This window comes from Arthrobacter sp. NtRootA1 (assembly GCF_019976975.1).
Classification (GTDB): Bacteria; Actinomycetota; Actinomycetes; order Actinomycetales; family Micrococcaceae; genus Arthrobacter; species Arthrobacter aromaticivorans.
The window spans coordinates 39,812-65,762 of the sequence record NZ_AP024630.1 but is presented as its reverse complement, the minus strand read 5'-3'; the positions used below and the strand labels follow the sequence as shown (position 1 = coordinate 65,762).

26 protein-coding genes are annotated in these 25,951 nt (G+C 62.7%); 10 read left to right on the top strand and 16 right to left on the bottom strand.

The features are described 5' to 3' along the window. Nucleotides 1-2 precede the first annotated feature (2 nt). Entirely contained in the window at nucleotides 3-1,499 is a 1,497-nt protein-coding gene (locus LDN90_RS00320; RefSeq protein ID WP_223947475.1) for a PLP-dependent aminotransferase family protein, read from the bottom strand. A gap of 22 nt (nucleotides 1,500-1,521) precedes the next feature. Beyond that, nucleotides 1,522-1,965 carry a YdeI/OmpD-associated family protein gene (locus tag LDN90_RS00315; RefSeq protein ID WP_223947474.1) on the bottom strand — a complete coding sequence of 148 codons (444 nt, stop codon included), beginning with the start codon at nucleotides 1,963-1,965 and terminating at the stop codon, nucleotides 1,522-1,524. A gap of 94 nt (nucleotides 1,966-2,059) precedes the next feature. Here LDN90_RS00315 and LDN90_RS00310 point away from each other — a divergent pair, with 94 nt between their 5' ends. Beyond that, nucleotides 2,060-2,317: a DUF2630 family protein gene (locus tag LDN90_RS00310; RefSeq protein ID WP_223947473.1), complete on the top strand. Its 258-nt coding sequence runs from the start codon at nucleotides 2,060-2,062 to the stop codon at nucleotides 2,315-2,317. Between the two features lie 21 nt (nucleotides 2,318-2,338). Here LDN90_RS00310 and LDN90_RS00305 read toward each other — a convergent pair whose 3' ends face one another. Continuing rightward, nucleotides 2,339-3,481: a glycerate kinase gene (locus LDN90_RS00305; RefSeq protein ID WP_223947472.1), complete on the bottom strand. Its 1,143-nt coding sequence runs from the start codon at nucleotides 3,479-3,481 to the stop codon at nucleotides 2,339-2,341. A gap of 54 nt (nucleotides 3,482-3,535) precedes the next feature. Then, the gene (locus LDN90_RS00300) at nucleotides 3,536-4,498 is read right to left on the bottom strand and encodes a D-2-hydroxyacid dehydrogenase family protein (protein WP_223947471.1); all 963 of its coding nucleotides are present in this window, start codon (nucleotides 4,496-4,498) and stop codon (nucleotides 3,536-3,538) included. Nucleotides 4,499-4,641: 143 nt separating this feature from the next. Here LDN90_RS00300 and LDN90_RS00295 point away from each other — a divergent pair, with 143 nt between their 5' ends. Next, nucleotides 4,642-6,468: a sugar-binding domain-containing protein gene (locus tag LDN90_RS00295; RefSeq protein ID WP_223949375.1), complete on the top strand. Its 1,827-nt coding sequence runs from the start codon at nucleotides 4,642-4,644 to the stop codon at nucleotides 6,466-6,468. Here the strand turns inward: LDN90_RS00295 and LDN90_RS00290 are convergent. Together LDN90_RS00290 and LDN90_RS00285 are read right to left on the bottom strand one after the other, a co-directional pair. After that, nucleotides 6,465-7,262 (bottom strand): glycerophosphodiester phosphodiesterase, encoded by a 798-nt coding sequence (locus tag LDN90_RS00290; RefSeq protein WP_223947470.1) that lies wholly within the window; start codon nucleotides 7,260-7,262, stop codon nucleotides 6,465-6,467. The two genes, LDN90_RS00295 and LDN90_RS00290, sit on opposite strands and share 4 nt — an antisense overlap. A gap of 13 nt (nucleotides 7,263-7,275) precedes the next feature. Beyond that, nucleotides 7,276-7,545, bottom strand: a complete 270-nt coding sequence (locus LDN90_RS00285; RefSeq protein ID WP_223947469.1) for a hypothetical protein — start codon at nucleotides 7,543-7,545, stop codon at nucleotides 7,276-7,278. 133 nt (nucleotides 7,546-7,678) lie between these two features. Between LDN90_RS00285 and LDN90_RS00280 the strand changes: the two genes are divergently transcribed. Continuing rightward, nucleotides 7,679-8,539, top strand: a complete 861-nt coding sequence (locus LDN90_RS00280; RefSeq protein ID WP_223947468.1) for an NAD-dependent epimerase/dehydratase family protein — start codon at nucleotides 7,679-7,681, stop codon at nucleotides 8,537-8,539. A gap of 10 nt (nucleotides 8,540-8,549) precedes the next feature. Here the strand turns inward: LDN90_RS00280 and LDN90_RS00275 are convergent, their stop codons facing one another. From LDN90_RS00275 to LDN90_RS00260, 4 genes are read right to left on the bottom strand one after another with little or no spacing between them, the layout of a single operon-like run. Then, the gene (locus LDN90_RS00275) at nucleotides 8,550-9,359 is read right to left on the bottom strand and encodes an HAD family hydrolase (RefSeq protein ID WP_223949374.1); all 810 of its coding nucleotides are present in this window, start codon (nucleotides 9,357-9,359) and stop codon (nucleotides 8,550-8,552) included. Nucleotides 9,360-9,399: 40 nt separating this feature from the next. Beyond that, nucleotides 9,400-9,927, bottom strand: coding sequence for a YbhB/YbcL family Raf kinase inhibitor-like protein (locus tag LDN90_RS00270; RefSeq protein ID WP_223947467.1), 528 nt, complete (start codon nucleotides 9,925-9,927; stop codon nucleotides 9,400-9,402). A 55-nt stretch (nucleotides 9,928-9,982) separates the two neighbouring features. Further along, nucleotides 9,983-10,924: a carbohydrate kinase gene (locus LDN90_RS00265; RefSeq protein WP_223947466.1), complete on the bottom strand. Its 942-nt coding sequence runs from the start codon at nucleotides 10,922-10,924 to the stop codon at nucleotides 9,983-9,985. Nucleotides 10,925-10,965: 41 nt separating this feature from the next. Continuing rightward, entirely contained in the window at nucleotides 10,966-11,787 is an 822-nt protein-coding gene (locus tag LDN90_RS00260) for an alpha/beta hydrolase (RefSeq protein ID WP_216924308.1), read from the bottom strand. Nucleotides 11,788-11,896: 109 nt separating this feature from the next. Between LDN90_RS00260 and LDN90_RS00255 the strand changes: the two genes are divergently transcribed. The 4 genes from LDN90_RS00255 to LDN90_RS00240 all read left to right on the top strand — a co-directional run bounded on the left by LDN90_RS00255 (nucleotide 11,897) and on the right by LDN90_RS00240 (nucleotide 16,965). Beyond that, nucleotides 11,897-13,003, top strand: a complete 1,107-nt coding sequence (locus LDN90_RS00255) for a RelA/SpoT domain-containing protein (protein ID WP_216924310.1) — start codon at nucleotides 11,897-11,899, stop codon at nucleotides 13,001-13,003. A gap of 7 nt (nucleotides 13,004-13,010) precedes the next feature. Beyond that, the gene (locus LDN90_RS00250; RefSeq protein ID WP_223947465.1) at nucleotides 13,011-14,507 is read left to right on the top strand and encodes a SulP family inorganic anion transporter; all 1,497 of its coding nucleotides are present in this window, start codon (nucleotides 13,011-13,013) and stop codon (nucleotides 14,505-14,507) included. Between the two features lie 93 nt (nucleotides 14,508-14,600). Next, complete coding sequence (locus LDN90_RS00245; protein ID WP_223947464.1) at nucleotides 14,601-15,596, top strand: bile acid:sodium symporter family protein; 996 nt, start codon at nucleotides 14,601-14,603, stop codon at nucleotides 15,594-15,596. A gap of 112 nt (nucleotides 15,597-15,708) precedes the next feature. Beyond that, nucleotides 15,709-16,965, top strand: coding sequence for a D-arabinono-1,4-lactone oxidase (locus LDN90_RS00240; RefSeq protein WP_223947463.1), 1,257 nt, complete (start codon nucleotides 15,709-15,711; stop codon nucleotides 16,963-16,965). Between the two features lie 61 nt (nucleotides 16,966-17,026). Here the strand turns inward: LDN90_RS00240 and LDN90_RS00235 are convergent, their stop codons facing one another. Genes LDN90_RS00235 through LDN90_RS00220 form a run of 4 tightly spaced genes read right to left on the bottom strand, consistent with a single transcriptional unit; the run spans nucleotide 17,027 to nucleotide 22,641 of the window. Next, nucleotides 17,027-18,802, bottom strand: a complete 1,776-nt coding sequence (locus LDN90_RS00235) for a biotin carboxylase N-terminal domain-containing protein (protein WP_223947462.1) — start codon at nucleotides 18,800-18,802, stop codon at nucleotides 17,027-17,029. 7 nt (nucleotides 18,803-18,809) lie between these two features. After that, complete coding sequence (locus tag LDN90_RS00230) at nucleotides 18,810-20,477, bottom strand: 5-oxoprolinase/urea amidolyase family protein (RefSeq protein WP_223949373.1); 1,668 nt, start codon at nucleotides 20,475-20,477, stop codon at nucleotides 18,810-18,812. 18 nt (nucleotides 20,478-20,495) lie between these two features. Next, nucleotides 20,496-21,830, bottom strand: a complete 1,335-nt coding sequence (locus LDN90_RS00225; RefSeq protein WP_223947461.1) for an MFS transporter — start codon at nucleotides 21,828-21,830, stop codon at nucleotides 20,496-20,498. 52 nt (nucleotides 21,831-21,882) lie between these two features. Next, nucleotides 21,883-22,641, bottom strand: a complete 759-nt coding sequence (locus LDN90_RS00220) for a 5-oxoprolinase subunit PxpA (RefSeq protein WP_223947460.1) — start codon at nucleotides 22,639-22,641, stop codon at nucleotides 21,883-21,885. A gap of 110 nt (nucleotides 22,642-22,751) precedes the next feature. Between LDN90_RS00220 and LDN90_RS00215 the strand changes: the two genes are divergently transcribed. Further along, nucleotides 22,752-23,450, top strand: a complete 699-nt coding sequence (locus LDN90_RS00215; protein ID WP_223947459.1) for a GntR family transcriptional regulator — start codon at nucleotides 22,752-22,754, stop codon at nucleotides 23,448-23,450. 105 nt (nucleotides 23,451-23,555) lie between these two features. Here LDN90_RS00215 and LDN90_RS00210 read toward each other — a convergent pair whose 3' ends face one another. Beyond that, a complete protein-coding gene (locus tag LDN90_RS00210; RefSeq protein ID WP_223947458.1) occupies nucleotides 23,556-24,281 on the bottom strand; it encodes a LysR family transcriptional regulator substrate-binding protein in 726 nt (241 codons plus the stop codon). Nucleotides 24,282-24,314: 33 nt separating this feature from the next. Here LDN90_RS00210 and LDN90_RS00205 point away from each other — a divergent pair, with 33 nt between their 5' ends. Then, nucleotides 24,315-24,764 carry a DUF5997 family protein gene (locus tag LDN90_RS00205; RefSeq protein WP_216924330.1) on the top strand — a complete coding sequence of 150 codons (450 nt, stop codon included), beginning with the start codon at nucleotides 24,315-24,317 and terminating at the stop codon, nucleotides 24,762-24,764. 50 nt (nucleotides 24,765-24,814) lie between these two features. On the opposite strand, the gene LDN90_RS00200 is transcribed toward LDN90_RS00205, so the two are convergent. Next, nucleotides 24,815-25,207, bottom strand: a complete 393-nt coding sequence (locus LDN90_RS00200) for a VOC family protein (protein WP_216924331.1) — start codon at nucleotides 25,205-25,207, stop codon at nucleotides 24,815-24,817. Nucleotides 25,208-25,320: 113 nt separating this feature from the next. Between LDN90_RS00200 and LDN90_RS00195 the strand changes: the two genes are divergently transcribed. Beyond that, nucleotides 25,321-25,884, top strand: coding sequence for a hypothetical protein (locus tag LDN90_RS00195; RefSeq protein ID WP_223947457.1), 564 nt, complete (start codon nucleotides 25,321-25,323; stop codon nucleotides 25,882-25,884). Nucleotides 25,885-25,951: the final 67 nt, after the last annotated feature.

Here is a 25,951-nt window from a genome sequence, read left to right as displayed (position 1 = left end):
ATTCAGGACCTTGCGCCGAGCTGCTCCCATCGATCCCAAGCTGCGGCCATCCTGCCCACCGCCTCAGGCATATGATCTTCAGCGGTCCCCGCGAACCCGATCAACAGGGCGGGCGGAAGGCGGCGGGTTACCCGGTATTCGCCGAGTGGGTAGGTGTACACGCCACCCGCAGCAAGCCCTCGCGCCACCTCGATGTCATCCAAAGGTTCCCGAAGCCAGCCCATGACGTGCAGGCCCGCGTCCACCTGTTCCGCTTGGATCCTGCGGCTTAGGCGCTGATCGATCGCTTCGAGCAGGGCGTCCTGACGGGCCGCATACAGACGCCGGGTCCGGCGAAGATGCGCATGCAAATGCCCTTCTGAAAGGAAATCCGTAAGGGCCGCCTGGAGGACCGTCGCGGGCGGGCGGCCGATGATGGATGATGCGGAAGCGAACGGCTCCACCAAATCCTCCGGCAGCACGCAGTAGCCGAGCCGGATGGATGGCGCGAGCACCTTGCTGAACGAACCCACCGTGATGACATGCCTGCTCAGATCGAGTCCGAACAGGGTGGGAAGAGCCTTACCGCGGTAGCGTAGCTCGCTGTCGCAGTCATCCTCGACGATCCAGCTTCCGTTTCGTTCCGCCCAGGCGATCCACTCCGCCCGCCGTGCCGGACTCATTGCTATGCCGAGCGGATGCTGCCGGGCTGGAGTCAGGCAGGCAAGACGAGCCGGGGACTCGCCGTCGTTCTCGTCCGGAAGGACCGCCCCCTCCGCGTCAACGGGGACGCCCCGGACCGGGCAGCCTTGGGACTGGAAAGCGAGCCGTCCGGAGATATGGCCCGGGTCCTCGACGACGACCGTGTCGCCGGCGTCGAGCAGGAGCACCGCGAGCACATTGAACGCCTGCTGGGCGCCGGAGGTAACGATGACCTGGTCCGGCGTGCAGCCCAGACCCCTGACGTCGTTGACGTAGTCCGCGATCGCCTCCCGCAAGGGACGGTGGCCATGCGGGTCGCCGTACCCGTTCATGAACTGCTCGGTGCTGCCGGCATGGCGCCCCAGGAGGCGTTTCCACGTAGCCGCGGGGAAGGCCGACGCCGCGACCTGGCTGGCGACGAATGATTCCGACTCGGTCGGCGCCCAAGCCTGCGGCGCCTCACCGGACAGATCGGAGCCACGTGAAGAGGTGGCCGCTCCGCGTTCGGACAGCGGTGGCCGGGACAACGGCTGCCGCGGAGCGTTGTCACTCCATAAGGTGTCCACGTACGTGCCGTCGCCCGCGCGCGAGCGTAGGAAGCCCTCGGCGGTGAGTTGCTCGAACGCCGATACCACGGTGATCCTGGAAACACCGAGCTCAGCGACCAATGTGCGGGTGGAGGGCAGGCGGGTTCCGCTTGGCAGTGAGCCCGTCAGGATCTGCGTGCGCAATTGCGCGTAGAGTTGCCGGTGCAGGGGCTGGGCCGCGTCGCGGTGGAGTTCGAGCCCGGCAAGGAGACGGCCGCCGGCGCTCTTCATCCCGCGGACCGCAAAGCTGATTTCACTTCTTCCCCGCCCTCAAATCCGATACGACCTTTGCGATCCGCCGGGCACGGGTCTCCTCCGTTTTGGCGTCCCTAATCGGCTCCACGTATCGGCGTTGGGCACTGTAGTTCAACGTTCCGTAGAAGGCCTTGGCCTCGGGCTCAGCCTCAAGGGCCGCTGCCAGATCGTCCGGAACCTCGATCACCCGCGGTTGGGTGTCCACTTCCAGATCCACGTCCACGGTGTCGCCAGCGGACGCCCCGGTCAGGTCCCTGTTCGCGGAGCTGACACCCACCATGTATTTCCCACCCATTACGGCAATGCTGCTTCTGTAGCTCTGGCCGTTGATGGTGACAACTACTGGGGGCCGCTTGCCGGCATCGAGCGCACTAACGATTTCCTCCGGAACCTCAATGCCGGCCTTGTTGCCATCGCCGATGATGGTCGTGGTGAATTTCATGTCCCAAGTATGCCGTCGGCCACCCGTAGACGCATCCCGCCAGCCAGACTACGTTCGTATAAGCAACTATCCAGTGAACCAAGGAGAGCAGGCCATGGACGAACAGGATCTTCTGGAACGGATCCAGTCACTCGTGGAAGAGGAGCACCGGCTGCGGGATGCAGCGACGGGCGGCGGAACGGAGGACGCTGTGGACAGCGACGGCAGCCGCGCCCGCTTGGCCCAGCTCGAGGCTCAACTCGACCAGTGCTGGGACTTGCTCCGCCAGCGCCGGGCCAAGAAGCACGCTGGTGAGGATCCCGACGACGCCGAACCGCGGCCCATCAGCGAAGTCGAAGGCTACAGGCAGTAGTCTCGCCCAGCGACGAAGAAGCTATGCCCCCTCAAGTACCTGACTGGTAGCCCAGGCAACATACTTGGCCGCGTTGGCAACGGCGTCGGCGACATCCGGAACACCGTCCTTGCGCTGAGCGACGTCCAACAACTGGGCGGCAGCTACTATCCCGTGCTTGGCGAGATCCTCAGGCGTCACTGTGATTCGGCCTGCCACAGCCACAACGGGGATTCCGTGCAGGCTTGCGGCGTCTGCCAAGGCGATGGGCGCTTTACCGGTGAGTGACTGCTCATCCATCGAACCCTCCCCCGTAATCACGAGGTCCGCCTCGCCAAGGTGGGACGCCAGGCCGGTCAGCCCTGCGACCAGTGCGAAGCCGCCTTCGAGCGCGGAGTCGGTAAAGGCAAGGAACGACGCCGGGAACCCGCCTGCCGCTCCAGCTCCCGGAACGTTTACGTCCCGGCCCGTGGCTTCCCGAAGGAGCGACGCCCAGTTACGGAGGCCGGCGTCGAGCCGTTCAACAGCATCTTCGTCCGCTCCTTTCTGGGGGCCGAAAACATGAGCGGCACCGTCCGCGCCGAACAGCGGGTTCTGGACGTCGACGGCGATCCGGAACTTGGCTTGCGAAAGCCGCGGATCCAGCCCGGAAACGTCCAGGGCAACCACGTCCGCAAGGAAACCTCCGCCGAGGGGCACCACATTTCCGGCACCGTCCACGGGCTTGAGCCCCAGCGCACGCAAGGCGCCACTACCGGCGTCCGACATGGCTGAACCGCCAAGTCCTAATACGATCTCGGTGGCCCCGGCGTCGAGCGCCGCAGCGATGAGCTGTCCGCAGCCGTAACTGTGGGCGCGCAGCGAATTCTCCGGGGTGGGCTCCATGAAGGCCAAGCCGGAAGCCTGGGCGGTTTCGATGACGGCGGTGGCTCCGCCGAAAGAATCTTTGCGGATGGCCCACGAAGCTCCCACCGGCTTGAGAATTGGACCCACAACGGCGTGGTTCCTCTCTTCGTAGCCAGCGGCAATGGCGGCGTCGAGTGTTCCTTCGCCGCCGTCAGCTACGGGAAATTGGGTGGTTACAGCGTCCGGATAGACGCGCAGTGCGCCCTCGGCCATGGCTGATGCGGCTTCCGCGGCGGTCAGGGACCCCTTGAATTTGTCCGGGGCGATGAGGATACGCATGGATCCATCTTGCCAGCTTTGCCCGGAAAGCGATTCCCGGTTACGAAGATTGCGTCACTCGTTCAGTAGGCGAATGGGGGCACCCTCGAGCCAGCCCTTGACGTCCTCGAATGCGCCACCGTAAAACTGCCGGTAGCTCTCGTGCGTCACGTAACCGATGTGTGGCGAGAGCACGGTTCGCGACGAATGAAGCAAAGCATGTCCAGCGGGCAGCGGCTCCTCGTCAAAGACATCCATGGCAGCTCCACGAATCCAGCCTTCCTCCAGCGCCCGAATCAACGCTGCCTCATCCACCAGTGGCCCCCGCGCGGTGTTGACGAGCACCCCTTCGGGACCCAGGAGCCTCAGCTCTTCCGCTCCTACGATGCCCTCGGTCCGCTCAGAAAGCCGCAGGTGCAACGTCACCACATCGGACTCCCGGAACAGCTCCTCTTTGCTCACCTTCCGGGCTCCGGCGGCCTCGGCCGTGTCCGCCGTAAGGTTCTGGCTCCATGCCAAAACATCCATGCCAAAGGCTTTCGCGTAGCCCGCAATGCGCTTCCCAATCTTGCCCAGGCCGACGATTCCCAGCGTCTTGCCTTCGAGTTCAAACCCGACGGCGGTCTGCCAGCCGCCTGCCCGCAGCGAGTTTTCCTCCACCCCCAGGTTGCGGGCAAATGCGAGCAGCAACGCCCACGTCATCTCCGGTGCCGCTGCTGGCGAACCGCCAGTTCCGCACACCAGGATGCCACGCTCCGACGCTGCCTCAAGATCGATCGCAGCATTGGCCATGCCCGTGGTCACAAGCAGTTTCAGGTTGGTCAATGACTCAAGCACACGGCGAGGGAAACGCGTCCGTTCGCGCATCGCCACAATGATGTCGAACGGTGCCAAAGCTGCCACAGCCTGCTCTTCCGAAACAAAAGGTGCGCTGAAAACGCTGACCTTCACGCCGTCGTCGAGCAGTGAATCCCAAGGTGCGTAGTCGCTGGCGACCTGCTGATAGTCATCAATGATGGCCAAGCGGAAACTCGTCACGTCAATCTCCTCGCGCGGCGGCTAGTGGTAGAAACACCATCTCACGTGCGCTGGCGGGTGGGTGCACATTTTCCGGTGATGCGCTTGACTGGAAATCGAACCCCTCCACTTTCGAAGGAGATGCGTTGACACAGCCAAACTCGATGCCGGCCCTTCCCAAGCCCGAGCATCCCCGTCCCCAATTTGTCCGCGAAAACTGGATCAACCTCAATGGAATCTGGGGTTTTGAGATCGACGCCGGTGACTCAGGTTTGGAGCGCGGCCTCGCCAAGCGGGAGCTCACCGGTGAGATTCTGGTGCCGTTCGCGCCGGAATCGGTCCTTTCCGGAATTGAGCACGTGGATTTCATGGAAGCGGTTTGGTACCGACGCACCGTGACCATTCCCCAGGAGTGGGCTGGCCACAACGTGCTCCTGCACTTCGGCGCCGTGGATCACGACGCGACTGTCTGGGTCAACGGCATTGAAGTGGCCCGCCACAGGGGTGGTTTCACCCCCTTCACTGCCGATCTTGGTGGAGTGGCCGAGCCCGGCACGGAAGCGGTCATCGTTGTCCGGGCACGTGACTCGCGGCACGAGATGCAGGCACGGGGCAAGCAGGCAACCTGGTACAACAACACTCATTGCCAGTACACCCGCACCACTGGAATCTGGCAGACGGTCTGGATGGAAGCCGTCCCGGAGGTCCACGTTAAACGCCTCCGAATGACTCCCAACCTGGCCGGGTCAAGCATCACGATTGAGGTTCCGATCAGCCAGAACCGCGCGGGGCATACGGTGACTGCTGTCCTCAGCGATAAGGGCGACGTAACTGTGGAAACCACGGCCAGGGCCGACTTGGATCTCACGCCAACATTGCGGCTGAGCATTCCCGCCGAGTCACTGCGCCCTTGGTGCATCGAGGACCCGTTCCTTTACGACCTTGAGGTGACAGTCCGGGACACTGCCGGAGCCGTCGTTGACCGCGTCAGCAGCTACGCAGCCGTTCGTTCAGTGGCCCTTGACGGCAAAGTGGTTCGTGTCAATGGCAAGGCCGTGTTCCAAAGATTGGTGCTGGACCAGGGCTATTGGCCGGAGTCGCTGATGACCGCGCCGGACGAGGCTGCGTTGGTCAAGGACATCGAGTTGTCCATGGCGGCAGGATTCAACGGTGCACGACTCCACCAAAAGGTGTTCGAGGAGCGTTTTCTCTATCACGCAGACCGACTCGGCTACCTGGTCTGGGGTGAGTTCGGCGATTGGGGCGTCTCCGGAGGAGGAACCATCGGCCACAACCAGAAGCCGACAACGAGTTTCGTAGCCCAATGGCTTGAGGTTCTGCAGCGGGACTTCAACCATCCTTCGATCATCGGATGGTGCCCGCTCAACGAAACGCACCAGATCCTGCACGATCGGCTGACTGTATTGGATGACGTCACGCAGGCCATGTTCCTTGCCACGAAATCAGCTGATCCCACGCGGCCGGTCATCGACGCATCCGGATACTCCCACCGCATCCGCGAAACCGACATTTACGATTCCCATTCCTACGAGCAGAACCCGGAGCAGTTCCGGATCGAGCAGCAGGGTCTTTCGGACGGGAAGCCGTTTGTTAACAGGAATCCACAGGGTGAGGAATACTCCGTGCCTTACGCCGGCCAGCCGTATTTCGTGTCCGAATTCGGCGGCATTTGGTGGAACGAGAAGGAGGCGCGCCAAGCGGCGGCGGAAGCTGGCCTCGGATCGGATGTATCGACGTCGTGGGGTTACGGCCAGCGCGTCAGCAACGAGGAGGAGTTCTACGCCCGTTTCGACGGATTAAGTGGCGTACTCCTGGATAACCCTGACATGTTCGGCTACTGCTATACGCAGCTGACGGACGTTTTCCAGGAAAAGAATGGGATCTTCACTTTCGATCGCAGAAGCAAGTTCGATCTCGAGCGGATCCGGGCCAGCCAAGTCCGTACGGCAGCCATCGAGATGGCCCCCTAAACCCAGTGCCCCCTGCGCACCATAAGGTCCTTCAGCAGGTCCAGCCTGTCGGACACGATGCCGTCCACACCCAGATCCAGTAGACGCCCCATTTCAGCGGGCTCGTTGATGGTCCAGACGTGAACTTGAATGCCCAAGCGATGGGCGCGACGAACAAAACCGGAAGTCACCACGGGGACTCGCCCGTAGCGGACCGGCACTTGGAACGCATCGACGCCGGTGAGCACCTTGCGGGCCAAACGCGCCGGCAGTACGGGTCCAAGAAGTACGAAAAGAGCGGTCAGGCTGCTGCCAGCCGAAGAAGCCGTCGGCTGGCTGAGGAGTTTCAAGACTGCACGACGACGCCGGTCGGAGAAGCTCGTTACCAACACCCGCCTATGGATGCCGTGCTTCTCGATAGCCTCGGCCATCGGTTTGACGGAATTCCAGTCCTTCACGTCCAGGTTCAGGCGGGCATCGGGGAAAGCTGCCACCAACTCGTCAAAGGTTGGCACAGGCTCCACTCCCCCGATGCGGGCCTGCGCCACCTCGGCCGCTGTGAGCTCGGCGATCCGGCCAGAAGAATCGGTGACCCGATCCAAGGAAGAATCGTGGAAAACGAGGAGGACCCCATCGGAGGTGGTGTGCACGTCAGTTTCAAGGTGAAGGTTTCCCAGCTCAACGGCGGCACGAAAAGCAGCCATGGAGTTCTCCAACCCATTCATGGAGAATCCGCGGTGAGCCAGGGCCAGCGGGCCCACGGTGCCGTCCTTGCGGAGGAAATATGGCAGCGTCACATCCGAAGCGTAGCCCATTGCGCATAGGCGCCTATGACTCCTCCGTGACCGTCGCCTTCTCCAGGGGGACCACTGCCACGTCATCGCTGATGTGCACCAGCGTGCGGCCCCGACCGCCGTCGAGCTCCACCCAAACTGCTGTTGCATCGCCGGTAATGGCATCCACTATGCCAGCCGATTGGTACCCCGGCGTCAGGGTTACGCTCACGCGGTCGCCCTGGCGAAGCGACCTCCAGTGGTGATCCGGCTCGATCCGCCGCAATGGAGCGGTGTTGAAGTCGTTGATCCTACGCTTGGCCATGATTCCCCTACATCCAAACAAGCTAAACGGGTCTGTGGCTGAAAGCCTATGGGCGCAAGTTGAACGCGGGTTGTATGGAGTCTGGGAAGTTGGTGACAGCTTGGCGGAGCATTGGGGCTGCGAAACTAGTGGCATGACTGTGTTGATTGCCGGGTGCGGCGACCTTGGGACCGAAGCCGGATTGCGATTCGCAGGGCTGGGCCATGACGTGATCGGGCTGCGCCGCTCCCCGGAAAAACTTCCCGCCGAGATCCGGGGCATGCAGGCGGACCTCGCCCGTGGAGTCCCGGTCATCCCAGCAGATGTGAACATCGTTGTGGTCGCAGTCGCCGCCGACTCTTCCACCGAGGAGGCATACCGGGCGGCGTACATCAACGGGTTGCGAAATGTTCTGGACGCCCTGGACCGTGATTCTGTTGAACCGGAACGTATATTGTTCGTCTCCTCGACAGCCGTCTACAAGGATTCCGACGGAGCGGTGGTGGACGAGACCACACCCACCGAGCCCACACGGTTCAGTGGCAAAGTGCTGGTGGAGGCTGAAAATATGTTGTTCGCCCGCACCCAGGGAACAAATATTCAACCCATCTCCCTGAGACTCGGCGGCATTTATGGTCCCGGGCGAACGCGCCTGATCGACCAAGTCCGGTCAGGCCAAGCCGTGATTCCAGCGCGACCCCGGCACACCAACCGCGTTCACAGGGACGACGCCGCGGCCATGATCGTCCACCTCACCACTATGGATCAGGACCCGGATCCGGTCTACGTAGGCGTAGACGACCATGCGGCCGAGATGGGTGACGTCATGCGGTTTCTTGCTTTGGAAATGGAAATCCCCGAACCACCGACGGCGTCGGAAGACGCCCACGCTGGCCCCGGAGACAAACGCTGCTCCAATAAGAGGCTGCGCGGGACTGGCTTCGAGTTCGCCTTCCCCACATACATGGAGGGCTACCGTGCAGTGCTGGCAGGTCGCGGCGTCCGGCATCCGTGATGCAGGGGCTTTAGACCGTTTGCTCCGCCAGTATCGCTTCCAGGATCTGGGCCACGCCGTCGTCGTCGAAGTGTGGCGCCTGCTGCCCCGCAGCGAGGATGGCTTCCGGGTGGCCGCTGGCCATCGCGTAGCCGTGACCGGCCCAGCGGAGCATCTCGATATCGTTGGGCATATCCCCGAAGGCCACGACGTCGGCAGCCTCGATGCCCAACGACTCGGCGTACTTCGCCAGGGTGACGGCCTTGTTGATGCCGGGCACGGACATCTCAAGCATTGCGGTGCGCGGTGCCGAGTGCGTGGTGCTGACCAGATGGGCAACGGCAGGCTGAACTTCGGCAAGGAATTCGTCCGGGGTGCCTCTACGGGTTATCGCCAGGAACTTCACGACGGCGGCATCCGCCGTCAGCGTCTGATCCAGCGGTGCAGGGGTGAACTCGGCGAGCAGTTCGCTTGTTTCGTTCTCGAGGAAGCCCGGCTCCAGTTGAAAACCAGTCAGCGTTTCCGCGGCGAACAAAGCGTCCGGCCGCAGGGACTTGATGATGCGTCGGGCTTCAAAAATGGAGGTGATATCCAACGTGCAGGAAGAAATGGGCTTCTCAGTTTCAAGATCCCAGACCACGGCCCCGTTGGAGCAGATCACGATACCGCTGTGTCCGAGTTGTTCCTGGAGCGGGTACAACCAGCGCGGCGGACGGCCCGTGACGAACACAAGCTCCACCCCAGCGTCCCGGCATGCTTTGAATGCCTTGACGGTCCGATCACTGATCTTGCCGTCATGACCGAGGATGGTGCCGTCAATATCACTTGCTACGAGGCGCATCATGTCAGTCTACGTGGCTGTTGGAACCCAAATGCCGCCGCTAACGCTCGAACATGCCCGTGATGGTGCCGCGCGCCAACGTGTGCGCAGGAAGGGCTGAAGCAAGTATGCGTGCATCGGAATCCTTTTCGATGCCCAGGTCCTCCACGTCCAGCGCATGCACGGCCACTATGTACCGATGCGGTCCGTGCCCTCTGGGTGGCGCCGCCCCAACATAGCCGCTGCGGCCGCCGTCGTTCTTTAACTGGAAGGCACCAGCAGGCAAGGCGTGGCCGTCTTGGCCACCGGAACCGGCCGGAAGGCTAGATACCTCAGGTGGAATATTAAGCACCGCCCAATGCCAGTAGCCACCAGGATCGGGAGCATCGGGATCCCACATTGTGACAGCGAAACTCCTTGTCCCCTCCGGAGCTCCGCTCCAGCTCAGCTGGGGAGACATATCTTTGCCGCCCGCACCCAGAATCCCGCTCCGCTGATCGGGACCCAAGGTGTCGCCGTCGTTGAACGACTCGCTCGCGACCTGTAATTCCGGCGCGGGCGTCACAGCGGAAGGATCGTGGTCTTTCATAACGCACCTCCTCTTGGCCGGAAATCACCGGCAACGGTTCTGGCTGGCAACAGTTTTAGCTTGCAACAGCACGATGGTTGAGCTCAGCCCGCGTGGGCGGATTAGCCCCTGCCCGCGACACCGTGACGGCGGCAGCACGGGTCGCGTGGTCCATGATGGCGGCAAGGGTCTCAGCCGGCATGGCCCTGAGAACCCCGCGGTTTTGCGCACCGTCCAGACCGTGGTCAACGATCGCTGACAGCAGCCCCGCCATGAACGAATCGCCGGCACCAACGGTATCCACCACGGTCACGGAAGGCGCCGGGACCTGGGTCTCACCGACGGCCGTGATTCCCCACGGACCGCGTGCCCCCCGCGTTACCACCACAAGGGCGGGGCCTTCCGTACCTCCCAGCGACAACCAGCGGCGCGCCGACTCCAGCGGATCAACGCCCGGATACAGCCATTCGAGATCTTCGTCAGAAGCTTTGACGACGTCGGAGAGCACTACGAAGCGTTCGGCCTGCCTCCGTGCGTAATCACGATCGGTAATGATGCTGGGGCGGCAGTTGGGATCGAAGCTGATGGTGCTGCTCGGGTGGGCATGCTCGACGGCGGCAAGCACGTCCGCGGCACCAGGCTCCAAGGCGGTGGCTATTGAACCCGTATGCAGCAACGTGGCGCCCTGCAGCATGAGCGGCAACCGCTCTCCGAGTCCCGGCAAATCCCAGGTGAGATCGAAGGTGTAGGTGGCGGCGCCGTCGTCGTCGATCACTGCCGTGGCTATGCTGGTGGGTTTGCCGTCAGGCGGAAGGGGGACCATCACGGAACTGGACCGGAGGTGCGCCGCAACGGAATCGCCGTACGCGTCCTTGCCAAACCGCCCGATGAACTGCACTGGGTGATCCAAACGCGCCAAGCCAACCGCGACGTTGAGCGGGCTGCCGCCAACGTGCGCCTCGATTCCACTGGGGCGCTGCACGACGTCAACCAAGGCTTCGCCAATCACAGTCAGCATGGGACCACTCTGCCAGAGGAAGGGCGGGCGCTACCAGTGATTCAGGAGAGCAGGCGTTGTACCAATTCGCGGCACTTCTTGTAGGCCACGGCCTTTGGGTCTATGAGATCGAAGTGATCCCCAGGGACACGCAGCAATTGCGCTGCGCTGCCGGCAGCCGTTGCTGCGGCGACATAGGCCTCGGACTGACTGGCTGGAACGTCCTCGTCCTCGGTGGCATGGACGGCAAAAACCGGAACATCAATGGGCAGGGAACTCATGGGATCTGCGTATTTATGCCGTTTGGGGTATCTGGCAGAATCGCCGCCCATGAGATTGCAGACTGCACCATTGCTGAGGTTCAGTTTTTCGGCCGCGGCCAGGTTCAGCAAGCCGGACTGGCTGACGACGCCCGTCAGGTGGACGGCGTTATCCTCCGGTCCGCGCACCAGTTGGCGGTCGGCGTCGGGCGCTCCGATGGCCGAGAGGCGCTGGCGTCCGGCGGCCCACACAGCCAGGTGACCGCCAGCGGAGTGGCCCAAGGCCACTACCTTGCCCAGCTGGAGCTCGTGCTTCCCGGCGATCTCGGCGAGATGGTCAATGCCGGCCAGGATGTCTTCGAATGTATGGGGCCAACCACCGCCGTTGCCGGCCCGCCGGTATTCAAGGTTCCAGGCGGTAATTCCATGCGCCGCGAGGTCGCGGGCCAGGGGCTCACCGAGCTCGGCGCCGTACTGTGAGCGCCAGTAGCCGCCGTGGATTACCACCGCAACACCACCCGCGACGGCTGACGCGCCGCGATGGTTTCCGTTGTTCGGTTCCGGTATGAAGAGTTCGCCCCATTGGCTGGGGTGTTCGCCGTAGCTGTACTTGTGCCGCAACATTGCGCCCTCCTTTGTACCGAGCCTATCGTGACGTCCCGCAACTTTGGCTAGGGCACCCCGACGGCGGGTGGCCCTCCGCGGTGTCGGACCCGCCCCGTAAGCTGGGGGCATGGCAAGCAATTGGGACAGCCTGGACCAGGACCAGCGCGATGCAGTGGATGCGAACGTGGCGCTCTATGAGCGTGTTCGCCCGGCCCTGAAGCGGGTTACACGGGATGTGCTGCTAACCCTAAGGGACATGCTCAACGACGCCGAAGTCACTCCCCTGTTTGTCACCGGGCGAACCAAAACCGTGGAGTCGTTCCGCGAAAAGATCTCACGCACGGATGATCCTTTGGAGCCGGGCGGCCCGCGGGTCCTCAAATTCCCGGACCCGTTCCGCACCTTGAATGACATGGTGGGCATCCGCGTCATCACCAAACTGCCTGCCGAGAACGCAGCCGTAGCCAACATCATCAAGCGCCAACGCCAGCTCTTCGATTGCCGTGGAGACCGCGAGAAGGACATCGGATCCATCGAATCGGGCACGTACGGCTACTCCAGCCGGCACTTGATCCTGCGAACCATCCAGAATGAGGCCGTCAAGGAGTATCAGCACGTCTTCAACCCGGACATGCCTGCCAACGGCAGCTACTTCTTCGAGTGCCAGATCCGCACGGTTTTTGCGCACGCCTGGAGCGAGATCGAGCACGATATCCGGTTCAAGGCGGAGGATCCGCGCGCATGGACCCCGCATTTTGATCGCCAGTTCACAGCCACTGCGGCCATGTTGGAAACAGTGGAAAGCGCCTTCGCGGACCTCCATGAGCGGTACGAAGAGGTTAGAAGCTATTGGGACCTGCATGGCGAGGGCGCTTCCCCGCTGACTCCCAACCGCGTTCGGGATGTCTGGCGTACGCTACTGCCTCACGTTGACCGTAAAGTTGATGACGACTGGGGGTGGGCTGCCGAACTTCTGGCCGCCCACGGACTCACCAAAACCGTGGAACTCGCGGGGCTCCTTAGTGCCAACCGGATCACAGAGGTCCGCAAAGCCCTGGATCACCGCTATTCCCCGGGCCCCGACCGCCTCCTGGATGACCTCCTGCTGTGGCAGTACGGAACCGAACACATTGACCTCACCGCTGAGGCGCCCGACGTCGTACCGCACCCGCGGCGCGATAGCCTCCAGCGGCGTCTAAAGCAGATTGAGCGTTACCGCCAGACTGCACTGTAAGGACGCCATGACTCCCGAGCAACTCATGTCACTGCGGGCAACCTTCCGCTCGCCCCGCCGCCTGCTGACGGAATCCCTGGCTGGACTCGTGGTTGCACTGGCGCTCATTCCAGAGGCCATCGCGTTCTCGGTCATCGCGGGCGTCGATCCCCGGGTCGGGTTGTTCGCTTCCTTCACCATGGGTGTGGTCACGGCCCTTGTTGGTGGCCGTCCAGCCATGATCTCTGCAGCGACAGGGGCTGTGGCCTTGGTCATCGCTCCCGTGATGAAGGAGCACGGACTGGACTACCTGATCGCCACGATCATCTTGGCGGGTGTCTTCCAGATCATCCTCGCTGTCCTCGGTGTCACCCGGCTCATGCGCTTCATTCCGCGGTCGGTGATGATCGGCTTCGTGAACGCACTGGCAATTTTGGTGTTCATCTCGCAGATGCCGGAACTCTTCAATGTCCCGTGGATGGTCTATCCAATTGTTGCCGTGGGACTCGTCATGGTCTCTGGCCTACCCCGCCTGACCACGGCCATTCCCGCGCCCCTCGTGACGATCGTGGTCATCACTCTGGTGACGGTTCTGGGGCATATCGATGTTCCGACGGTCAGTGACAAAGGCGAGCTCCCCCACAGCCTGCCCGGGTTCTTCCTGCCCAATGTCCCGCTGAACCTGGAAACGTTCCAGATCATTGCGCCCTTCGCATTGTCCATGGCCCTCGTGGGCCTCCTCGAATCACTGCTGACGGCCAAGTTGGTGGATGACATCACGGATACCCGCTCCGACAAAACACGGGTTTCCTGGGGTCAGGGACTGGCCAACATCGTCACGGGATTCCTTGGTGGACTGGGTGGGTGTGCAGTAATCGGACAGACAATGATCAACGTCAAGGGATCTGGAGCCCGGAGCAGGCTCTCAACGTTCCTGGCCGGCGTCTTCCTGCTGGTCCTGGTGGTTGTCCTGGGCGACATTGTGGGGATGATTCCCATGGCTGCCCTTGTTGCCGTGATGATCTTCGTTTCCCTGATTACCTTCGAGTGGCATTCTGTTCGGCTATCCACCCTGAGGCGCCTTCCCAAATCAGAGACCGCCGTCATGCTGATCACTGTTGCCGCTGTTGTGGCGACGCACAATCTGGCGGTGGGTGTCGGCGTCGGCGTCTTGACCGCGATGGTGCTGTTTGCGCGCCGCGTGGCGCATTTCGCGACTGTCGAGCGCACCGAACTGGAGCTCAACGGGGAAACCGTGGCTACTTACACAGTGGACGGAGAACTCTTCTTTGCCTCATCCAATGATCTGTACACCCAGTTCGACTACGCAAAGGATTCCTCGGAGGGCATAGATCGCGTGGTGATCGATCTCCATAACTCGCACCTTTGGGATGCATCCACTATTGCCGTGCTGGACTCGGTCACTGAGAAGTACCGCAATCACGGGCGCGAGGTGGAGTTCATCGGACTCAACGAAGCAAGTATCCTCATGCGCGAGAGGCTCGCGGGAAAGCTGAACAGCTGACACACGCAGCCGAAACAGCGGTCATCTGACATATATGCCGCGGTGGGAGTAACGAACTCGGCCATGCGCGCGGACCAATGTGAGCATGGATAAATGCTTGAGGCAACGAATTCCCAGACAGAGACCTCAGGGTCCACGGCTCCCGTCAACGCAGCCCTCGCCGCAGAGGCCAAGATCGCGCGGATAGCCGTGACGGTTTTCCCGCTCCTGGTTGTGCTGGCTGGCGTGCTCGGGTTCCTCCTTCCGGAAATGTTCAAGCCCATGGGCGTCGCCGTTCCTTACTTACTGGGCGTCATCATGTTCTGCATGGGCCTCACCCTGACGCCGCCCGACTTCGCTTCTGTGGCGCGCCGTCCGTGGGCTGTGGCACTCGGCATTGTGGCGCACTACGTGATCATGCCTGGGGCAGGCTGGTTGATTGCCGTGCTGCTTCAGCTTCCACCCGAGCTCGCCGTCGGCCTTATTCTTGTAGGCTGCGCACCGTCCGGTACAGCGTCCAACGTCATGGCGTTCCTGGCCAAAGGTGACGTGGCCTTGTCGGTCGCTGTTGCCTCGGTTTCCACGTTGATCGCTCCCATCGTCACGCCGGCACTTACTCTCTTGTTGGCCGGTTCATTCCTGCACATTGATGCCGGCGCCATGGTCCTGGACATCGTGAAGACCGTGTTGCTTCCGGTCATCGCAGGCCTGCTCGCTCGTCTCTTCCTATCCAAGCTCGTCGCAAAGGTGCTTCCGGCACTTCCGTGGGCGTCCGCCGTCGTGATTTCTCTGATCGTGGCGATCGTCGTGGCCGGCAGCGCCAGCAAGATCGTTGCAGCAGGCGCCATCGTGTTCCTGGCAGTTGTCCTCCACAATGGCTTTGGGCTGGGCCTTGGCTACTTGGCCGGTAAGCTCGGCCGCCTGGATGACAAGGCCCGCCGCGCCCTGGCATTCGAGGTTGGCATGCAGAACTCCGGCTTGGCGGCGACCCTTGCCACGGCGCACTTCAGTCCGCTGGCTGCGCTGCCCTCCGCCGTCTTCTCGCTGTGGCACAACATCTCCGGCGCGATTGTCGCGGCATGGCTGGCTCGCCGTCCACTGAAGGACTAGCGTCCCGCGGCTCCAGCTCTGCTCCAGCCAAGTTGGACACCTCTTGACGCAATTAGTTGTGAACGTTAACAATTACGGAAGCCGATAAGTAACCAAGCGGGAAGATCATTCAATGAAGAACTGGGCAGGAAACCTTGAGTATTCGTCCGCTGACGTCCAGCGGCCCACCTCCGTGGACCAGCTGCGCGGGCTTGTGGCCAACGCGCCGCGGATAAAGGCCCTCGGTTCCCGCCACTCCTTCAACAAGGTCGCAGACACCGATGGCATGCACGTTCTCCTGGATGCATTGCCGCAGGAAATCTCACTTGATGCCGGGAAGGGCACCGTCAAAGTCAGCGGCGGTATCAGCTATGGCGCACTTTGCCGGGCGGTCGAGGAACAGGGTTATGCCATCCACAACCTCGCTTCGCTCCCCCACATCTCGGTAGCCGGAGCTATCCAAACCGGGACGCACGGCAGTGGTGTCGGCAATCCCTCCTTGGCTGGCGCGGTCGTAAGTATCGACCTGGTGCGAGCAAATGGCGAGCTGGTAACGCTTAGTGCGGACGACGACGAGTTCCTCGCCAGCGTTGTGGGAATCGGCGCCCTGGGAATCGTCACAGGACTGGAACTGGCCGTCCGGCCGAGCTATCAGATGCGGCAGCGCGTGCTCACGGGCCTGCCGTGGGAGAGGGCGTTGGCGGACTTCGCGAACATCGCGTCGGCCGCGTACAGCGTCAGCTTTTTCACCGACTACACCGGCGGGTCCATCCCGCAGGTATGGTTCAAAGCCCTGGATACCGAGCCGGCTCTGCCGGAGCTCTTCGGTGCAACCGCCGCTACTGCCGCTCTCCACCCGCTGCCCGGGATGTCGGCGGAGAACTGCACGGGCCAGCTGGACGAGCCCGGCAAATGGCTGGACCGCCTGCCGCACTTCCGCCACGAATTCACGCCGAGCAACGGTGAGGAACTGCAGAGCGAATTCCTCCTGCCGCTTGAGCACGCGCCCGCGGCTCTTCAAGCTGTCCGAGAGCTCGCGGACAAGCTGGCGCCGCTGCTGTTCATCTCCGAAATCCGCACAGTAGCCGCGGACGAGTTCTGGCTCAGCCCGTTCTATGAGCAACAGAGCGTGGCCCTCCACTTCACATGGAAGCCACTGCAAGCCGAGGTGGAAGCGGTACTCCCCGAGCTTGAAGAAGCACTGCGTCCCTTCGGCGCCAGGCCGCACTGGGGCAAGCTCTTCACGCCAAGCCTGTACGACTTCGCGGCCCTCTACCCACGCTTCGAGGACTTCTGCAGCCTCGCCATCACCAACGACCCCTCGGGCAAGTTCCGCAACGGCCTATTGGACAGCATTTTGGGAGCCAAAACCTCGTCGCTTGGCCGCTAATCCGTTGCTGCCCCACCACGGGAGAGCAGGTTAGCGACGTTCCAGCGGCCCTCCTGACCCACTACTGGATGTGCGCCAGCACGGCTCCGGCGGTAACCACACCGCCGGGTGCCGAGAACACCTCGGAGAGCGTGCCTGCTCGGTGGGCTGCAACCTGCGTTTCCATCTTCATGGCCTCGACCACCAGCAAGGGGTCGCCTGCCGAGACCTCGGTGCCGGGCTCCACCAGCCACTTCACTACGGTGCCGGCCATGCTGGAGACCAGGGCTGACTCCGCTGGCGAGGCTCCCGTTGAATCGGACGCTCCCAGGGAATCACCCTGCAGCCCCGTGACCACCGAGCCTGAGGGAAGTCCCTGCCCTGACCGGGCCCAACCCTCCAGCAGATCAGCCGGGAGTCCCACTGCGAGCCGCTTGCCGTCGACATCCACGGTGATGGTGCGCCGCACGCCACCGGGTGCGACCACGTTGTATTCGGAATCAACGGGGATCTGATCTGCAAAGTCGGTCTCGATCCAACGCGTGTGAACGCGCAGCCCGGCTACGGAGGTAAAGTCATCGGACTCCACAACCGCTCGGTGGAACGGCAACACGGTGGGCAGTCCGGTGATCTCCATTTCCGCAAGTGCACGGCGTGCGCGGCGCAGCGCTTGCTGGCGGTCTGCACCAGTAACAATCAATTTGGCTAGGAGCGAATCGAACTGCGGTGCAATAAACGAGCCGGCGCGCACGCCGGTGTCCAAGCGAATGCCGGGACCCGTGGGCGCTTGGAACGATGCGACTGTGCCCGGGGAAGGCAGGAATCCGCGGCCAACGTCCTCGGCGTTGATGCGGAACTCAAAGGAATGGCCGCGGGCGATGGGATCCTCGGAAATGCTCAAGGACAGGCCGGCTGCAATACGGAACTGCTCCTGAACGAGGTCTATCCCCGCCGTTTCCTCGGTAATGGGGTGCTCCACCTGCAGGCGCGTATTTACCTCAAGGAAGGCCACGGCCCCATCTGCGGAGACCAGGAATTCAACAGTCCCAGCGCCGTAATAGCCGGCCTCGCGGACGATTGCCTTGGCGGCGTCATAGATCTGCTGCTGCTGGGACTCGGTAAGGAAAGGCGCGGGCGCCTCTTCCACGAGCTTCTGGTGACGGCGTTGGAGGGAGCAATCGCGCGTGCCCACCACAACGACGTTGCCATGGGTATCCGCGATGACCTGCGCCTCAACGTGCCGCGGCCTGTCAAGGTACTGTTCAACGAAGCATTCCCCCCGCCCGAACGCTGTGATGGCTTCACGCACTGCGGAGTCGAAGGCCTCCTCCACTTCGGCCAGTTCGCGGACAACCTTGAGCCCGCGACCACCGCCGCCAAAGGCCGCCTTGATGGCCACCGGCAGTCCGTGTTCCTCGGCAAACGCCCGGGCTTCAGCAGCAGTGGCAACCGGCCCATCGCTACCGGCCACAAGGGGGGCTCCAGCCCGGACGGCGATCTCGCGGGCTGTAATCTTGTTGCCCAACTGGCGGATCGACTCCGGCGACGGACCGATCCACTCAAGTCCGGCGTCGAGGACTGCTTGCGCAAAGTCAGCGTTTTCCGAGAGGAAGCCATATCCGGGGTGGACGGCGTCAGCCCCCGACTGCTCGGCAATGGAGAGCAGCTTCGCGACGTTGAGGTATGTGTCAGCAGGGCTGTTTCCGACCAGGCTATAGGCTTCATCCGCGGCGCCCACGTGCATTGCGTCGGCGTCGATGTCCGCATAGACGGCCACGGACGAAATGCCGGCGTCATCGCAGGCTCGGGCGACTCGAACAGCGATTTCTCCGCGGTTCGCAATCAGGACCTTTCGCATCAAATACTCACTTCTCTGGGGTCTTGGTGAAGTCGGGGGAATCGGGGACCATCCGGAACCGGATCCGTCCGCCAATGGGGACCTGCCCGGCAAGGTCAAGGTGTTCGTCGCGAACGACGCCGATCACGGGGTAACCACCGGTGATGGGGTGGTCGGCCAAGAACAGCACGGGGAGGCCCGCGGGCGGGATCTGGAGGGCACCAGCCATAGTCCCCTCACTGGGAAGTTCACCCTCGCGGGCGCGCTGGAGAGGAGTCCCGTCCAGTCGCATGCCAACGCGGTTGGATTGTGGCGTGACCACCCATTCCTGGCTTGTTAGGGACTCGATGGCCGATTGATCGAACCAGTCAGCGCGCGGTCCGGGAACCACATCGAGCACAGTGACGCCCGTACCTGGGAACTCCGGTTGCAGCTCCGGGCTTCCAACGGCAGTGGAGGCCGTGGCGTCGCCCGCCAGAAGCTCCTGCCCAACCACCAGTGGGGCCGGTCCAATCCCGGACATCGTATCGGCCGAACGACTCCCCAGGACTTCGGGGACCGCTATGCCGCCGCGGATTGCGACGTAGTTCCGGAACCCGGCCTCGGGCGGTCCGAGCGCAAGAACTTCGCCGTCGAGCAATGCGAATGGAGCAGCCATCGGGACGGTGCGCACTGCGTCCTGGGCGTCTCCGTCAGGCTCCTCGGAATCAGCCGACGACGGCGACTGGACAGTTAGGGTGGTGGGCGCACCTGTCACAGCAATCACTTGATCGCCGACCGCTTCCACCGTAAGCCCGCCATTGACGGTTTCGATGGCCGCAGCCGACGAACTGTTGCCGACAAGACGGTTGGCCCGGCGGAGCGATGCCCTGTCCAACGCACCGGCCGCCGAGACACCCAAGGCACCGTAGCCTCTGCGGCCCAGGTCCTCGATGAGGCTTTGCGCGCCGGGGTTTAGTACCCGCAGGCCGGAGTCCGTGTGGTGATCCGCGTCGGGTTCGACTTGATGCTCCGCACTGGCCGTGACAACCTCGCGAACAGCCCGGTACTGCACCCTGTCCCCGGGCCGAACCAGGGCCGGTTGCGAGCGGTCCAAGTCCCACATCCGGGCTCCCGTTCGGCCAATCAGCTGCCAACCGCCGGGAGAACGCCGGGGATAGACAGCGGAGTACTGGCCGCCCAGAGCCACAGAGCCAGCGGGAACTGCCGTGCGCGGCGAGGAGCGGCGGGGAACCGTTAAGACGTCATTCTCGCCCACCATGTAGCCAAATCCGGGAGCGAAGCCAGCGAATGCAACAGTCCAAATCTGGCCGGTGTGAGCCGCAATCACGCCCTCCACGCTAAGCCCGGTGAGCCCCGCGACATCGGCAAGGTCATCGCCGTCGTACACGGTATCGATGACCACCAGCCCGGAGTCGGTCGACTTCGTCGCGATGAGTTCCAGTTCGAGCAACCGGGCACCGATGGCCCGGGTTGCCGCTGCGGATTCGCCAACGACCATCACGGTTTCGGCTGCTGCCAGGACGTCTACCTGGCCAGGAAGCGGAGACTTGTAGAGCATGTCCTGCAGGGCCAGTACGTCCTGCAGCCCATCCAGCTCCGCAAGGACGGCACGGGTGCCGACGGGTCGCACCGAGCGGACCCTCTTCGCAGTGCTCGATTGCGTCGGGGTGGTCGTTTGCATCACGGTCTCCATCATCCGCTTCGTCGCCAGTTAGGCGGCCGACTCCTGCAGCAGGCGAAGGTCTTCTTCGGGCTTCGGATCCCGGCCCAAGAGCATTCCCACGATCGTGACAACGGCTGTCAGGACGAGGTATCCGGCGATCAAATACCAGCCGCCGGATGCCGCGCCGTAGAGAGCAGTGAAGATGATGGGCGCAACGGCTCCACCAATCACGCCCGCCAGGGTGTAAGCCAGTGAGCTGCCGGCATAGCGCAGGCGGGCTGGGAACTGCTCAGTGATGAAGGCGGCCTGTGGGCCATACATGAACGCGTGGAGCGCCAAACCGATCACTGTGCCGATGGTCAGCATAACCACTGACTTGCCCTGGATCATGAGGAAGAACAGGGGAATGTATACGGCTGTAGCGGCCGCTGTAACGCCGTAGACGAGGCGGCGGTTGAAGCGGTCTGTAAGTGCGCCGGCCAACGGAATGAGAAACAGCTGGAATGCGGATCCGATGAGGATGGCTGCCAGGACATTACCCGTGGTCATGCCAAGTTGCTTGGTGGCGTAAACCGCTACAAACACCGTGAAAAGCGCGTAGAGGACGTCCGGGCAGACCCGGGAGAGCGCTGCCGAAACCAAGGCCTTGGGTTCGGTGGTGAAGACTTCCTTGATGGGTGCTTTGGGTCGTTCGCCGTGGGCTTGGATTGCCTTGAAGACCGGGGTTTCTTCGAGCTTGAGGCGGATGATCAAGCCGAAGACCACCAGGAGCGCGGAGGAGAGGAAGGCTACGCGCCAGCCCCAGGAGAGGAACGCCTCATTGCTCAATGAAGCAGCAAGGATAGCCAGGACGCCGTTGGCCATGAGGTTGCCCGCGGGCGGACCGATCTGGGCTGCCGAGGACCAGAAGCCGCGCTTGTTGGGGTCTCCGAATTCGCTGGACAGCAGGACCGCTCCGCCCCATTCACCGCCTACACCGATGCCTTGGGCGAGGCGAAGAAGAACCAGGATGGTGGGCGCCGCCACGCCGATCACTGAGTAATCAGGCAGCGCACCTATGAGGACGGTCGCGACGCCGATAAGCACCAGCGTGAATACAAGGACGTACTTGCGACCAATCTTGTCGCCCAAACGCCCGAAGATGACGCCGCCGATCGGGCGGGCCAAGTAGCCCACCGCGAAAGCTGAGAAAGAGAGCAACAGTGCAACGAACTCATCGTTGCCGGGGAAGAAGATCTTGGGAAAGACGAGGGCCGAAGCCACGGAGTAGATAGCGAAGTCATAGTATTCAAGCGATGTGCCGGTGAGGCTGGCTATGTATGCCTTGAGGGCGCCGGCCGGTGGCTTCCTTGTCACGGCCTTGGCTGCGTTGGTGCTGGTCATGGTTTCCTCCGGGGGGATGAGGGGTGTGCTGCGGGGCCTGGTTCAAACAGGTCTAGAGGAACGAGCCGATGCTGACGCCGGCGTCGTCGAGAGCGGACTTCACTGCAGTGGCCATCGCGACGGCCCCCGGTGAGTCACCATGCACGCAGATGCTCTCTGCGCGGATCTTCAGGATGGAACCATCGATAGTCCTGACGGACTGTTCGACGGCCATCCGCAAAACGTGCTCCGCCACTTCAGCGGGGTCGTGCAGGACGGCGCCTGCTTGGGTTCGTGGGACGAGGGTTCCGTCCGGGTTGTAGGCGCGGTCCGCGAAAGCTTCGGAAACTCCACGAAGTCCGGCTGCGTCTGCAAGACGGAGGACTTCGGAACCGGGGAGACCGAGGATCGGAAGGTTGGGATCAACTGATTTCACTGCCTCAACCACGGCCCGTGCCTGCGCAGTGTGCTTAACTATCGCGTTGTAAAGTCCGCCATGGGGCTTCACGTACTGGACGCTCCCACCCGTCGTGGCAGCCAGCGCCTGCAGGGCGCCGATCTGGTAAACGACATCGTCGGCCAACTCCATGGGATCAACGTCCAGGAAGCGGCGGCCGAATCCAGCAAGATCCCGGTAGCCGACGTGGGCGCCAATCACGACGCCGGCCTCAGCCGCCTTCTTGCAGGTGCTGCGAATAACACTGGGGTCGCCAGCGTGGAATCCGCACGCAACGTTGGCACTGGAAACGGATTCGAACATGGCTGCGTCGTCGCCCAGCGTCCAACGTCCGAAAGACTCTCCGACGTCGCTGTTCAGGTCGATGACTGCCATGGTGTGATTCCTGCCTCGTGATGTGCGTTACATCAAGGATGCATCAAATTACCGGATTGTTCAACAATCCAGCGATCTTAATTTTTGAGCAATCGTGTAATTTTGGTGTCATGGCCAGTGCAGATCAGAAACCGCAGCAAAAAGCTGGCATCGACGGCGCCGGCGCGCGGATGCGCCTACGCGTGCCTTCGGTTGCGGAGAGAGTTGCGGAAGAGCTGCGTTACCAGCTGGCCGAAGGCTTCCTCGTGCCAGGTGCCAAGCTCACGGAAGCCACCATCGCCGAGGACCTGGGGGTTTCGCGCAACACCGTCCGTGAAGCCTTCGCAGAACTGGCCACTGAACGTCTCCTGGTCCGCCACCCCAACCGCGGTGTGTACGTCGCCACCTTGGAAGCAGGGGATATTCACGATGTCTATACAGTCCGTCGCGCCATAGAGGTCAGTTCCATCCGGGCCGGCGGTTCTCCTGAGCGCATTGCCGCCGTCAGGGCCGCAGTCGAGGAAGGCAAGCGCGCAGCAGCAGCGAATGACAACGAGGGCCTGGGCAGCGCCAACCAGCATTTCCACGGGGCCATCGTTGCCCTGGCCGAAAGCGGGAGGCTGAACACGATCATGGCCCAAGTGCTCGCCGAGATGCGTCTCTACTTCCACAAGGCCACCATGAACGCGCACTTCTACAGCGACTGGCTGAAGGAAAACGAGCAGATTTGCTCGGCACTCGAATCCGGCGACTTGGAGCGCGCCGGGGACCTTCTGCTCGCATACCTCAACAGGTCAGAGCAGCAGCAGACCACAATCCACGGCCAATAGCCGGGATTCGCTGCACTCCTTCCCACTCGCCTCAGTCCGTAGCCCGAATTTCCGCCGCTTGCAGCGCTCCAGGCCGCAAAATCGCGGAGCAACCGGGCAGGAGCGTCAGCGCTTGCCCTTCTTGCGGGAACCCTTGCCACGGCCCTTGTCCGGATTCGGAGCATAGCGCTGCGCCACCGCGGGCTTCTTGGGCCCGCTGCCTCGACGATCCGGTTTGGGAGCCTTCTTCGGCTTCTCCTGCTGGGCGGACGGCTGGCGTGAACTCTGCGCCGTCCGACCGCGCACGATCCCGATGAATTCCTCAATCACCGGGCTATCTGTTCCAGCAAGCCAAGCGAGGCCAATCTGCGTGCCGGGAGCTCCTGTCAAAAGCCGCATCACGGTCTGCTTGTTGTTCAGGTGCCGGGCCACTGACATGGGCAGGATGGCCAACCCGGCTCCGGAAGCCACCACCTGCAAGGCCATGTCCGGCCCGCCCATTTCCTCCACGTCCAGGAAGTTCTCCTCGGACAGGTCCTCCAGCGCTACCTCTTCAAACACGGAAATCTCGTGCCCCTTCGGAGCGACCACCACGGACTGCTCTTCATAGAGGGGAATGACGTTCAGGCCTTCCCGTTCCACGGGCAGCCGAACAAAGCTGAGGTCAGCGGAACCGTCACGCAAAACCGAAAGCTGCGCACCGTCGTCGGACATGAACGCGTGCAATGGGACGTCCGGCATCCGCTCTTCCCACCGCCGGATCCATTTCCCAGGCGTCACTCCCGCAACATATGCGAAGCGAAGCTCGGTGATGGGCTCGGTTATTTGGGCGGATTCGTCAGTGGCTGGCACACACTCACAGTACCGGCCAGATACCCTTGAAGCATGACGTCCTCGAACTCCCAGTCCATGAAGCCGGCCACCGTTGCCAAGAAACTCGGCATCTACCTGCCCGCGACACCCCAGGAGTTCCAGGATTCGTCCATCTCCCGCGAAGAATTCGCCGAACTCCAGGCCAACCCGCCGGAGTGGCTCGCCGAGCTCCGCCGCAACGGCCCGCACCCGCGCCCGGTGGTGGCACAGAAGCTGAACGTCTCCATCAGCGGCCTCGCCCGCGGTGGCGTCGAAGAAGCACTCACGACGGCGGAAATCACGGAGCTGCTGCAGGCTCCCCCGCAGTGGTTGGTTGTGGAGCGCGCCACCCACGCTGCAGTCCGCGCCGAGGCCCAGCGGGTCAAGGAGGAAGCTGCGAAGAAGGCAGCCACGAAGGAAGCCAAGGACAACGCAGCAGCAAAGCGTGATGCCCCGAAGACGTCAAAGCGCGATCACGCATAGTTTGAACGGGCTATGGCCGGGACCAGTTGGTCCCGGCCATAGCTGTTTAACTAGTCTTGGTGTAGTTGGACGAAGTTCCCGCACCCGTCGTCGAAGACCGCGCTGATCCCGGAGAAATCCTCAGTGGGTTCGCTCTGGAACGTCACGCCGGCAGCCAGCAAACGCTCGTACTCAGCCTGTACGTCAGGCACACCAAAGGTGATCGCTGCCAACCCGGCCTCATGCAACGCGTTCATGTAATTAGCGCCGATCGGGTTGTCGCTGGGCTCCAGCAGGAGGCCCACTGAATTCTTGTCTGCGCCGGTGTCCGCCCCGGGATCCTTGATGATGAAGAGGTTGTATTCGGGCATGGCCATCAAAGTCTCGAAGCCAAGCGTTTCCGTATAGAAAGAGTGGGCCGTAGCGGGGTCCTTGACGTGGATGCTGCACATTTTCAGTCTCATGGTGCCTAGGCTACGCCCGCAAAGCGGTGAATTGTCCGTACGGAGGTGTCGCCCGGAAACACTCTGGCGCATACTGAAATCACAGCATCGCGTACTCGCCTGGAGGTGGTCAAATGCCCGCCATGATGCTCCTGTGGGGCGTAGCCCTGGTGCTCGCAACAGCGGCAACCACGTTCGTCCTCCACAGAAAACTCACGCATGGGCGCGGCCCGGAACCGGACACGATCTTCTGGGACCTCTTCGCGGGCCTGGTGGTGATTCTTCCGGCCATCCTCGTTCCCGCAGTGGAATGGGCGCCAGCCGGACTGATCATGGTCTTTGTCGGGATGACCACTGCAGCAGCAACACTGGCGACCAGCCGCAGGGTGGACCGTCTCCACGCAGCTGAGCCCCGGCGTCGTCCTGGTTTTGCGGAAGCTGCTGCCCGCCACGCGAGCGTCCTCCAGCAGTGGCAGCGCTACGAACTCGATCCCGGGCAAGCAATAGACTTCCCGGCAATGACGGACATCAGAACGGCCGAGACGGCTGCACTTGCCCGCGCCATGCGGGAGGCTGAGCGCTGCCGGGTGACACCCGGGACCGACTACCAGGCCGCCGTCGAGTGTCTGGCCCAAGCACTCATCGAAGCGGAGCGGGCGGCAGGGGTGCCGACGGCCGGACAACGCGCGCCGAGGTGACACTTAATGCGTATCCCACGCTGGAACATTGTCATCCAGTGCCACCTCGGCGGACGTCTGCGTAATG